Annotated in this window: 9 protein-coding genes and 1 pseudogene; 5 read left to right on the top strand and 5 right to left on the bottom strand. The window is 62.0% G+C overall.

Annotated features, from left to right (window positions below):
* The 5 genes from BVER_RS22900 to BVER_RS22880 form a co-directional block, all read left to right on the top strand.
* Positions 1 to 1097: type II secretion system F family protein (locus BVER_RS22900; protein WP_050455237.1), on the top strand; the 1097-nt coding region annotated here is incomplete at its 5' end.
* Positions 1098 to 1139: 42 nt separating this feature from the next.
* Complete coding sequence (locus BVER_RS22895; protein ID WP_050455234.1) at positions 1140 to 2051, top strand: prepilin peptidase; 912 nt, start codon at positions 1140 to 1142, stop codon at positions 2049 to 2051.
* A 23-nt stretch (positions 2052 to 2074) separates the two neighbouring features.
* The gene (coaE, locus tag BVER_RS22890) at positions 2075 to 2680 is read left to right on the top strand and encodes a dephospho-CoA kinase (protein WP_050455236.1); all 606 of its coding nucleotides are present in this window, start codon (positions 2075 to 2077) and stop codon (positions 2678 to 2680) included.
* A gap of 167 nt (positions 2681 to 2847) precedes the next feature.
* Positions 2848 to 3603, top strand: a complete 756-nt coding sequence (zapD, locus tag BVER_RS22885) for a cell division protein ZapD (protein ID WP_050455233.1) — start codon at positions 2848 to 2850, stop codon at positions 3601 to 3603.
* A 77-nt stretch (positions 3604 to 3680) separates the two neighbouring features.
* Positions 3681 to 3872, top strand: coding sequence for a DNA gyrase inhibitor YacG (locus tag BVER_RS22880; RefSeq protein ID WP_050455232.1), 192 nt, complete (start codon positions 3681 to 3683; stop codon positions 3870 to 3872).
* Positions 3873 to 3875: 3 nt separating this feature from the next.
* Here BVER_RS22880 and BVER_RS22875 read toward each other — a convergent pair whose 3' ends face one another.
* From BVER_RS22875 to ltrA, 5 genes and pseudogenes are all read right to left on the bottom strand, one after another.
* Positions 3876 to 4307: an NUDIX domain-containing protein gene (locus BVER_RS22875; protein ID WP_050455235.1), complete on the bottom strand. Its 432-nt coding sequence runs from the start codon at positions 4305 to 4307 to the stop codon at positions 3876 to 3878.
* Positions 4304 to 5179, bottom strand: coding sequence for an ATP-binding protein (locus BVER_RS22870; RefSeq protein ID WP_050455231.1), 876 nt, complete (start codon positions 5177 to 5179; stop codon positions 4304 to 4306). The genes BVER_RS22875 and BVER_RS22870 overlap by 4 nt, the downstream gene beginning before the upstream one ends.
* A 2-nt stretch (positions 5180 to 5181) precedes the next feature.
* Complete coding sequence (gene argJ, locus BVER_RS22865; RefSeq protein WP_050455230.1) at positions 5182 to 6423, bottom strand: bifunctional glutamate N-acetyltransferase/amino-acid acetyltransferase ArgJ; 1242 nt, start codon at positions 6421 to 6423, stop codon at positions 5182 to 5184.
* A gap of 183 nt (positions 6424 to 6606) precedes the next feature.
* The gene (gene secA / locus BVER_RS22860; protein WP_050455229.1) at positions 6607 to 9420 is read right to left on the bottom strand and encodes a preprotein translocase subunit SecA; all 2814 of its coding nucleotides are present in this window, start codon (positions 9418 to 9420) and stop codon (positions 6607 to 6609) included.
* Between the two features lie 194 nt (positions 9421 to 9614).
* Positions 9615 to 11307 (bottom strand): annotated as a pseudogene (gene ltrA / locus BVER_RS22855) (group II intron reverse transcriptase/maturase).
* Positions 11308 to 12110: the final 803 nt, after the last annotated feature.

Raw genomic sequence — 12110 nt, 5'->3', positions numbered from 1 at the left:
CCCCCCCACCCCCCCCCCCCCCCCCCCCCCGCCGGCGTCGCATGTGTATAAGGCACCGCGCGAAGGCATCCACGAACGACGTGACGGCCTTCACGCGTCCGCTCTCCGGCTTGCTGCGCGCCGGACTGCCGCTCGCGGGCGCACTCGACATGCTCGCCGATGCCGGTACGCGTGGCGGATTGCCGCGTATCGTGCGCGCCGTCGCGCGGGACATCGTGCAAGGCATGCCGTTCTCGGCGGCGCTGGCGCTTCATCCCGCCGCCTTCGATGCGCTGTATTGCCAGCTCGTCGCGGTCGGCGAAGTGGCGGGCGCGCTGCCCACCGTGCTCACGCGTCTCGCCGACGATCGCGAACGCGCCGCGTCGCAACGGGCGAAACTGCGCGCCGCGCTGACCTATCCGGTCATGATGCTGCTGTTGTCGCTCGCGATCACGGCGGGTCTGTTGATCGGCGTGGTGCCGACCTTCAAGACGATTTTCGACGGTTTCGGCGCGGCGCTGCCCGCGCCGACGCGCTTCGTGCTCGCGCTGTCGGATGGCGTCACGCGTCATGCGCTGCCGTTCGCTGCGTTGTGCGCGGGCGTCGCGCTGGTCGTCGCGCGTCGGCTGAAGCAGTCGCCGCAAGCGCGCGAGCGGGCCGATCGCATTGCGCTGAAACTGCCGCTCGCGGGCGCGCTGCTGCGTTCGCTCGCGGTCGCACGCTGGAGCCGCGCGCTCGGCACCTTGCTGGCCGCCGGCACGCCGCTTTCCGACGCCTTCGATTCGCTCGCGCACGCCACCGGCAACCGCGTCTTCGATCAGGCCACGGTCGAGATCGCCGCGCGCCTGCACAACGGCGAACGCCTCGCCGCCGCGATGCGCGCGCTCGGCTGCTTCCCGCAGGACGTCGTCCAGCCTATCGCGGTCGCGGAGGAATCCGGCTCGCTCGACACGATGCTGCTCGATCTCGCCACGCTGGCGGATCGTCAGGTGGACGAGCGCATCGGCAGCTTCGCAAGCCTGTGCGAGCCCATCGTCATCACCGTGCTGGGCGCGCTCGTGGGCGGGCTCGTCGTCGCGATGTATCTTCCCATCATTCAGCTCGGCAACGTGGTGTAGCATCGCGGGCCACAGCCTCAGTTCGCCTCACCGTTCGAAAACATGCAGCCATCGTTCGATCCGTCCTCCGTCCATCTCGCGAGCCGCTACGGCGAAGCGTTCGCGCTGCTGCCCGTCGGCGCGCAATACGCGTTCGCGATCGTGTTCGGTCTGGTGATCGGCAGCTTTCTGACGGTGGTCGTGCATCGCCTGCCGGTGATGCTCGAACGCGCCTGGCGCGCCGAAGTCGACGCGACCTTGCCCGAAGGATCGCCATCGCCCGCCGACGGCTATCCCGCGCGCTTCAATCTCGCCGTGCCGCGCAGCGCGTGCCCGCATTGCGGCCATGTGCTGCGCGCGTGGGAAAACATTCCCGTCGTCAGTTATCTCGTGCAGCGAGGCAAGTGCGCGTCGTGCGGGGCGCGCGTCAGTGCGCGTTATCCGTCGATCGAACTCGCGAGCAGCGCGCTCGCCGCGTTGTCTTTGTACGCGTATGGTCCGGACTGGCCCGCGCTCGCCGCGTTCGGCCTGTGCGCGACGCTGCTCGCCGCCGCGCTGATCGACTACGACACGCGCTATCTTCCCGATGTGCTGACGCTGCCGCTCGTCTGGGCCGGGCTCATCGTCAACTTCGGCGATGCGGGCTTCGCGAGCTTGCACGATGCCGTCGCCGGCGCGATCGCGGGCTATCTGTTCCTGTGGTGCGTGTATTGGCTCTTCAAGCTCGCGCGCGGCGTCGAAGGCATGGGTTACGGCGACTTCAAGCTGCTCGCGGCGCTCGGCGCATGGCTCGGCTGGGCGGCGCTGGCGCAAGTCGTGCTCATCTCGGCGGTGGCCGGCGCGGTCGTCGGCATACTGGCGACCTGGCGCGGCCGCATGCGTTTCGAGGAGCCGCTTCCGTTCGGGCCGTTTCTCGCGGCGGGCGGCGCCATCACGCTGTTTATCGGCACGCCGTTTTATTCGTTGTTCGGATGATCGAAATCGAAGAGGAGCATCGGATGTTCAGCATCGGCCTGACGGGCGGCATCGGCAGCGGCAAGAGCACGGTCGCGGACAGGTTCGCCGCGCACGGCGTGCCGCTCGTCGATACCGACCTCATCGCGCATCAGGTGACGGCGCCGGGCGGCGTGGCGATGCCGCTCATCGCGAGCGAATTCGGCGATGCGTTCGTCGCCGCGAACGGCGCGCTCGATCGCGCGAAGATGCGCGAACTGGTCTTCGCCGACGACACCGCGAAGGCACGTCTCGAAGCCATCGTGCATCCGCTGATTCGCGCCGAAACCGAGCGTCAGCGGCACGCGGCGGGCGGGCCGTATCACATCGTCGTGGTGCCTTTGCTGGTGGAGTCGGGCAACTGGTCGGATCGCGTAACACGCGTGCTGGTGGTGGATTGCCCGGTCGAAACGCAGATCGCGCGCGTGATCAGACGCAACGGCTTCACGCACGAACAGGTGCTGGCGATCATCGCGAAGCAGGCAACGCGCGAGGCGAGGCTCGCGGCGGCGGACGATATCGTCACGAACGACGAAACGTCGACGCTCGAATCGCTCACCAGCGAAGTCGATGCATTGCATTCGCGGTATCTGCAATTCGCTTCCGTCTGACAAGTGCATCGCACGGTGATGTGCTGAAAACGCGGAAAAGTTCCGTTTTCCGCATCGAAACCGCTCAAGGGCGCATAAATTCGGCCCGATTTGCTAGGGTCAGCATGCGGCATTAGAATGTCTTCACTTCCGCTCATGGAAGCAATGACCTTTTTCGAGGCGCGCGCTTGATCCTTTACGAGTATCCCTTCAACGAGCGAATCCGGACGCTGCTGCGCCTCGAAGATCTGTTCGAGCGCTTCACGTTCTTTCTGACTCAGGAAGACGCTCGCGAGCATCATGTCGCGCTCACGACGCTCTTCGAGATCGCGGAAGTCGCCGGCCGCACGGATCTCAAAGCCGATCTCATGAAGGAACTGGAGCGCCAGCGTCAGACGCTCGCACCGTTCCGCGGCAATCCGGGCATCGAGCAGGACGCGCTCGAAGCCGTGCTCGGCGAAATCGAGCAGACGCTCGCCGGTCTCGGCGACATGCACGGCAAGACCGGCCAGCATCTCGCGGACAACGAATGGCTATCGAGCATTCGCAGCCGCACGATCATCCCCGGCGGAACGTGCAAGTTCGATCTTCCATCGTACTACGCGTGGCAGCAGTTGCCGGTGGAAGAGCGTCGTCAGGACATCGCCAAGTGGGTCATGCCGATGCTCTCGTTGCGCGATGCCGCCGCCATCGTGCTGCGCCTCGCGCGCGAATCGGGCCAGGCATCGAAGGCCATGGCGATGCAAGGCAGCTATCAGCAGATGCTGTCCGGCAGAACCTATCAATTGATGCAGGTGCGCGTGTCGCCGGAAGTGCGCGTCATTCCCGAGGCGAGCGCGAACAAGTACATGCTGTGGGTGCGTTTCACGGTGCAGGACGGCGACTTGAAACCGCGTGCCGTCGATGTCGACGTACCGTTTCATCTGACGCTTTGCAGCCTTTGACCGGAGCGCGGGCCTGAAGAATGATCGGCCCTCATATGGTCAAATAACGACAATAGCCGGCTCAACTCGTCACTGTCATGACCACTGTCGTTAAATGCCCGACCTGCAGCAAGGATGTCCGCTGGGTCCCTGAAAACCGTTTTCGCCCGTTCTGTTCCGAGCGCTGCAAGCAGATCGATCTCGGCGCGTGGGCGACCGAGAAGTATCGGATCGAAGAAAATGCGCAGGAAACGCCGCCGGACGATGACTCGCGCGGCGGCCTGAATTAAAGCTTACTCGCGCGTTTCCTCTTCCAGCCATTCGAGAATCGGAATGGCCGCCGGCAACAGCGGCGAGACGTCCACGGGCAGCGTCTGCCACGCGATTGCCTGACCTTCGCGGCCGCGCGGATCGCCGTTCCACTTCGTCACCTTGCAGAAGAACAGCCGCACGTACGCGTGCGGATAATCGTGCTCGAGCGTGCGCCAGAGTTCGCACGCGGTCAAATCGATTCCCAGTTCTTCATGCAACTCGCGGCCGAGCGCCGCCTCGATGCTCTCGCCCGCTTCCAGCTTGCCGCCCGGAAACTCCCAGTAGCCTTCATATGGCTTGCCCGCCGGACGCTGCGCGAGCAGATAGCGGCCATCGTTCTGCACCATCACGCCGACGGCCACTTCGGTGACCTTGCGGCCATCCGGCGCGAGATCGCTTGGCGCGCCGCTCATGCCGCCGATCCCGTCTTGCGGCCCGACCAGTCGCGCGCGAATTGCCACGCGACGCGGCCTGAACGCGAACCGCGTTCCAATGCCCAGACGAGCGCATCGCCGCGCGCGCTTTCGATTTCCGCCTGATCGCAACCGAAGTGCTTCAGCCAGTGGCCGACGATCGTCAAATAATCGTCCTGCTTGAACGGATAGAAGCTGACCCACAGACCGAAGCGCTCGGACAGCGAAATCTTTTCCTCGACCACTTCGCCGGGATGAATCTCGCCATCGGACGTGTGCTTGTAGGTCTCGTTGTCGCTCATGTACTCGGGCAGCAGATGGCGGCGATTCGACGTCGCGTAGATCAGCACGTTGTCCGATTGCGCGGTGATCGAGCCATCGAGCGCGACTTTCAGCGCCTTGTAGCCCGACTCGCCTTCCTCGAACGAAAGATCGTCGCAGAACACGATAAAACGTTCGGGCCGCGCCGAAATCAGATCGACGATATCGCCGAGATCGTGCAGATCGTCTTTATCGACTTCGATCAGACGCAGGCCGTCCTTCGCGTACGCGTTGAGACACGCCTTGATCAGCGACGACTTGCCCGTGCCGCGCGCGCCCGTCAGCAGCACGTTGTTCGCGGGCTGCTGCTTCACGAACTGCTTCGTGTTCTGCTCGATCAGGCCTTTCTGGCGCTCGATGTTCTGCAGATCGTCGAGCGCGATACGCGAAATAGCCGTCACCGGTTGCAGGAAGCCGCGACCCTGACGCTTGCGCCAGCGAAACGCCACGGCGGATTCCCAGTCGATATCGGGCACGGCCGGCGGCAACATGCCTTCGATGCGCGCCAGCACCGCTTCGGCGCGCGTGAGAAATTGTTCGAGCTTGTCCATGCTTACGAGCGGTAGTCGGCGTTGATGCTCACGTAATCGTGCGAGAGGTCGCAGGTCCACACGGTCGCCTGCGCGTTGCCACGGCCCAGCAGCACGCAGATGAGAATTTCGCTCTTCTTCATCACGCGCTGGCCGTCTTCTTCCTTGTACTCGGGATTGCGTCCGCCCGCCTTTGCGACCAGCACGTCATCCAGATACAGATCGATCTTCCCGACGTCGAGATCCGTCACGCCCGCATAACCGATCGCCGCGAGAATCCGGCCGAGGTTGGGATCGGAGGCGTAGAACGCGGTCTTCACGAGCGGCGAATGGCCGATCGCATAGGCAATCTGGCGGCATTCGGCGACGTCCTTGCCGCCTTCGACCGTGACGGTCATGAACTTGGTCGCGCCTTCGCCGTCGCGCACGATCAGTTGCGCCAGTTCCTGCGCGATGTCCGTCACGGCATCGCGCAATGCGGCGTAGGCGGGCGAATTCGTCGACGTGATTTCCGGCAGCGACGACTTGCCCGATGCGATCAGGATGAACGAATCGTTGGTCGACGTATCGCCGTCGATCGTGATGCAGTTGAACGAGCGATCCGCGACGTGCTTCACGAGCTGATCGAGCACCGGCTGCGCGACCTTCGCATCGAACGCGAGGAAGCCGAGCATCGTCGCCATGTTCGGCTTGATCATGCCCGCGCCCTTGCTGATGCCGGACATCGTGACCGTGTGGCCGTCGATCGTCACCTGACGCGATGCGGCTTTCGGCAGCGTATCGGTCGTCATGATGGCTTGCGCGACATCGAACCAGTGCGCCGCCTGTTGATTGGCGAGCGCGGCGGGCAGACCGGCCTTCAGGCGATCGATCGGCAGCGGTTCGAGAATCACGCCGGTCGAGAACGGCAGAATCTGCTGCGCGTCGAGGCCCGCGAGGCGCGCGAGTTCCGCGCAGGTTTCGCGCGCGACGACCATGCCCGGCTCGCCCGTGCCCGCGTTCGCGTTACCGGTATTCACGACCAGCGCGCGAATGCCCTTGCCGCCCTTGCCCGCTACCGCGAGATGCTCGCGACACACCGTCACCGGCGCCGCGCAAAAGCGGTTCAGCGTGAACACGCCCGCGACCGTCGCGCCTTCATCGACGCGAATGACGAGCACGTCCTTGCGATTGGGCTTGCGGATATGCGCTTCGGCCCAGCCGAGCGTGACGCCGGCGACGGGATGAAGCTTGGCGGGATCGATGGAAGGGAAATTGACGGCCATGTTCGCGACTCGCTAATGGTGGCGAGTGCCGGACTGCTGCACCGGCACGCTGTGAAGGACTGACGCCGCTCGGCATGTCGATGCGACGCCATGAAACGCTTAGGGCTGGCACTCCGTCCATGTGAGGCCTGCAAAGACAAACGACGCATCGCTGCGTCGCTCGTCTCATCTGTCAGCAGAGCATTAAGCCAGCTTGCCGTGACAGTTTTTGTATTTCTTGCCGCTGCCGCACGGGCACGGATCGTTGCGGCCGACCTTCGGCACGTCGTCCGCCGCTGCGTGCGTGGCGACGCCGACATCGTCGCCGGCTGTCGCCTGCGTGACCATCTGCGCGGCAGCGGTCGCCGTGGCGGCTTCCGGCGACGGCGTGGCGGCCGGGGCGTTGAAGTCCGCGTGCGTGAACGACACGTTCTCCAGATGGCTGCCCTTTTCCTCGTATTCCTCGGCGGCCTGTTCGAGCTGCTCCTGCGACTGGATCTGCACGTTCATCACGACGCGCGTGACTTCCTGCTTGATGGCGTCGAGCATGGCGGCGAACAGTTCGAACGCCTCGCGCTTGTATTCCTGCTTCGGGTTCTTCTGCGCATAACCGCGCAGATGAATGCCCTGACGCAAGTGATCCAACGCGGCGAGATGCTCGCGCCAACGCGTGTCGAGCGTCTGCAGCATGATCGAGCGTTCGAACGCGCTGAACGATTCGCGGCCGACCATAGCGACCTTCGCTTCGTATGCTTCGTCGGCGGCGGCGAGCACGGCTTCGCAGATTTCTTCCGCGTCGATCGAGTTCGACTCGTTGATCATTTCCTGCACCGCGAGATCGAGAGACCACTCGTTGCGCAGCACTTCTTCCAGTTCCGGCGCTTCCCACTGCTCTTCGATACTGCCCGCCGGCACGAAGGTGCGCACCAGATCGCCGATCACGCTCTGACGCATGGCCGCGATGGTTTCCTGCACGTCGTTCGCCTCGAGCAGTTCGTTGCGCTGCTGATAAATCACCTTACGCTGATCGTTGGCGACGTCGTCGTATTCGAGCAGCTGCTTGCGGATATCGAAGTTGCGCGCTTCGACCTTGCGTTGCGCGCCTTCGATGGAACGCGTGACCATGCCCGCTTCGATCGGCTCGCCTTCCGGCATCTTCAGGCGATCCATGATGGCGCGCACGCGGTCGCCCGCGAAAATGCGCAGCAAGGGATCGTCCAGCGACAGATAGAAGCGCGACGAACCCGGATCGCCCTGACGGCCCGCGCGGCCGCGCAACTGGTTGTCGATCCGGCGCGATTCGTGACGTTCCGTGCCGATGATATGCAGACCGCCCGCCGACTTCACGTGATCGTGCAGCGTCTGCCATTCGTCGTGCAGCTTCTGGATGCGCGCGGCTTTTTCTTCCTCGGGAATCGACAGATCGGCTTCGATGAACGACGCCTGCTTTTCCACATTGCCGCCCAGCACGATGTCCGTACCGCGACCGGCCATGTTCGTCGCGATGGTCACGACGCCCGGACGGCCCGCTTCCGCGACGATCGCCGCTTCGCGCGCGTGCTGCTTGGCGTTCAGCACTTCGTGACGCACGCCCGCCTGACCGAGCAGATGCGACAGCAACTCGGACGCTTCGATCGATGTCGTGCCGACCAGCGTCGGCTGGCCGCGTTCGACGCATTCGCGGATATCGCGAATCACCGCGTCGTAACGTTCCTTCGACGTCTTGTAGATCTGGTCCTGCTTGTCGGCGCGCTTCGGCACTCGATTGGTCGGAATGACAACCGTTTCGAGCCCGTAGATTTCGTTGAATTCGTAGGCTTCCGTATCCGCCGTGCCGGTCATGCCGGACAGCTTCGAATACATGCGGAAGTAGTTCTGCAGCGTGATCGACGCGAGCGTCTGGTTCTCGCTCTGAATCTTGACGTGCTCTTTGGCTTCCACCGCCTGATGCAGACCGTCCGACCAGCGGCGGCCCGTCATCATCCGGCCGGTGAATTCGTCGACGATGACGACTTCGCCGTCCTGCACGACGTAATGTTGATCGCGATGGAACAGCGTGTGCGCGCGCAACGCGGCGTACACGTGGTGCATCAGCGTGATGTTCTGCGGCGCGTAGAGACTTTCGCCCTCGCCGATCAAACCCCATTCGGCCAGCAGACGTTCCGCTTTTTCATGGCCGGATTCGGTCAGGAACACCTGACGCGCTTTTTCGTCCAGCGTGTAATCACCCGGCTTCTCGACGCCCGTGCCGTCCGCCTTCTCTTCGCCGATCTGCTGTTCGAGCAGCGGCGGCAGCGCGTTCATGCGCACGTAGAGTTCGGTGTGATCTTCGGCCTGGCCGGAAATGATCAGCGGCGTCCGCGCTTCGTCGATCAGGATCGAGTCCACTTCGTCGACGATGGCGAAATTGAGCGGCCGCTGCACGCGCGCATCGGTCTCGTAGACCATGTTGTCGCGCAGATAGTCGAAGCCGAACTCGTTGTTCGTGCCGTACGTGATGTCCGCCGCATACGCTTCCTGCTTCTGGTTATGCGGCATGTTCGACAGATTCACGCCACACGACAGACCGAGGAAGTTGTACAGACGCGCCATCCATTCGGCGTCGCGCTGCGCGAGGTAGTCGTTCACCGTGACGACGTGCACGCCGCGCCCGGACAGCGCATTCAGATACGCGGCGAGCGTGGCGACCAGCGTCTTGCCTTCGCCGGTGCGCATTTCCGCGATCTTGCCATAGTGCAGCACCATGCCGCCGATGAGCTGGACGTCGAAGTGACGCATCTTCAGCACGCGCCGGCTGGCCTCGCGGCACACGGCGAAGGCTTCGGGAAGAATCACGTCGAGCGACTCGCCGCCCGCGACGCGCTGACGGAATTCATCCGTCTTCGCGCGCAACTGATCGTCCGTGTATTTCTCGACGGTCGGCTCGAGGGCGTTGATCGCCACAACGGTCTTTTGGTACTGCTTGACCAGCCGCTGATTGCGGCTGCCAAAAATCTTCTGAAGGAAACCGGTCGTCATCGGATCAGTGTCTGCGTCGCGGCTTCGGCAGGGTGCATTTTTGCGATGCGCCCGCGTTCGGAAAACCTCGGCGACTTAAGTCCATTTGGGTGAAATGTCGGGTAGCCCGACCTTCTTACGAAGATCGGGCTACCCGAGAACCGTACGTGCGAGTTTCCCCGCATACGGCTCAAATCTACAAACTAAGTTCTGGCTTACGCCAGAACCGGCTTAGTTACTACCAAGTTACCTACGTGCACCCGTTGATGACAAAAAGGATGGAGCAGAACCCTGTTGGACAATGCGTCGGAACCGCCATGCATCCGGTACTGCAGTGATGTTCGTGCCAACCCGTCTCGTCCGTCAGAGCACCACCACAGTGCGCGCAAAGCCCGCCCTGCGACATATATAGCTTCGCCCACTGCTTACGGTAGCGCATCGATTCCCACATACGCGTCTGTCGCAGGTGCTCGCCATACACTTCCCACGTGGGATCAAAGGGGTTGTAGTCCCCTTGGATCTTAGTGTGGTGTTTGATGCTTATTGCGCTGAGCGCGAACAACTCACTCAACTCCCACTTACCGTCATCAGACGGCGTACGGCAAGCAAAGACCCACTGCCGGGAGCCCGATGTGTGGAAATACTTCCTTCGCACCCATCCGGCACTCTTGCGTGGATGTCGCCTGCGGGACCACCACCAGAGCTTCCGAAAAACTAGATGCTCCATGCGGCTGTACGCCTTCTTGGCCGAGACGAACCGATGATACTGAGCCCATCCTCGCAACATCGGGTTCAACAGCCGGATTAGATCCGCTTGTGTCACCGTTTTGTTGCCGCTGATCGTTTCCGCCACCTTGCGATAGAACGCTTGCGCGTTCTTTTTGCTAGGTTTCGGCAGATACTTTCCGTTGTACTTCCGAAAGTTCCAACCGAGGAAATCGAACCCATCGTCAATGTGGGTGATGCGCGTTTTCTGCTCGGATAGTTGTAGTCCGCGCTGAGCGAGGAATGCTTCCACCCAAGGCCGGACGTCTTGTGCCAGCAACTCGCAGGAGTTACCAGTAATCACAAAGTCATCGGCGTATCGCACCACATTTACCTTCAGCGTTCGAGCCTTCGTCTTGCCCAACTTTGCACGTAGGTGCATCGTCAGACCGTCCTCCAGCCCGTCCAGCGTTATGTTAGCCAATGTCGGGATAATCCCTCCCTGCGGCGTACCGGCCTCTGTCGCCTGCAACTGTCCTTTGTAAATCAGGCCAGCCTTCAACCATTTCCGCAGGATGCTCGTGTCCATTGGGACATTCGCGATCAGCCAGTCATGGTTGATGTGATCGAAGAAGCCTTCGATATCTGCCTCTAGTATCCACGAGGCCGAAACCTCGCGAGAAAGGCACACACGAAGTTGACCCATAGCATCCGCCGTAGAGCGGTTTCTTCGGAACCCATATGAGTTCGGATCGCCCTTCGACTCCGCTATAGGCTCCAAGGCCAGCAGATACAAGGCTTGCATCGCCCTGTCTTGCATGGTCGGGATGCCCAGAGGGCGTTCCCATTGGCCTTGGGGATATAGACTCTCCGTAAAGGCAGAGCTTTATATCCGCGCCGCTTCAATCTACTGACAGCTTCCCATCGGATCTCAGGCGAGTCCCACAGTTTGCGATCGACTCCCGCCGTTCGCGCACCTTGGTTCTGTGTAACACGTCGTACCGCAGACAGCTTTGCGGACAACGTGCGAGTCAGCATCCGTTGCAAGGCTTTCACCCTGCGCCAGTCGTCTTCCCGCGTCGCCTTCGCAATTCGAATCTGAATCCCTCTCACATTCCGTTCAACGAGCCGCCAGTCTATAGCGTGCCAATTGTCTGGGACGTGGGAAAGCGCAGACCCAGTCTTCCGACTAGATACTCTCATGCTGCTCTCCTACCTTGGGTTAGACCCCGGCAGAAGGCGCATCTCCCCCAGCGGGGTAGACACACCCCGCTGGGGAACAACAGAACTCAACACAGGCGCGTGCACCCATGTCTCGAACAAACACCTCAATACGGATGCAAGCACCCGCATCTAACCAAGTACCAGAGGGTTAGTCAGCCGTCTTGCGACGGTAGACCAGACGGAAGTCTGCCCGCTTTCGCGTGGAGTGATGTCTCAACTCCTATCCGAGCCATTACAGCCCGACGTTCGCTTTCTCCGTCTTCCCATACCCGCACCATCAACAGCGTTCCTCACGGTTCGCCTGCCGGGCAACAGCCCCGGCAACAATACGGGCTTACCACGTTCCCGATGCGTCACACGACTGACTTAGGTTCTGCCTATTCCCCGACGGCCCAACGACGACGTGTCTCGAGATTCGAGCGAGACAACCGGCCGCATACCTTTTGGTCAATGCCACACAGCAGCTTAGGCACCACAATTCTAACGAGGTTTATCAGCAGTTCACTTGCGTTAACCCTATCAGTCAGCCTAGCTCCGTACCCCCTTGCTGCTAGGAGTACCACACCCTTCCTCACAGACCGGTGTGCCCGAAACATCCGAGAGGCTAAGTTGTCAGAGAAGCTTCACACCCCACCGTTACCAGTGACGCATGTCCTCCTAGGCTCTGTTCACATTTGAAGAAATGTGTTTACATCTCATCTTTTGCGTAAGCGATCAAGATGAGTCGAATGTTGCTGACCGATGAGATATGGGGACGACTGGAGTCCATTGTTCCGGGTAAG

The organism is Candidatus Burkholderia verschuerenii (assembly GCF_001189365.1).
In the GTDB taxonomy this organism is placed as follows: Bacteria; Pseudomonadota; Gammaproteobacteria; order Burkholderiales; family Burkholderiaceae; genus Caballeronia; species Caballeronia verschuerenii.
Note: the sequence above shows the minus strand (reverse complement) of the source record. Positions and strands in the feature narration are given on the sequence as shown.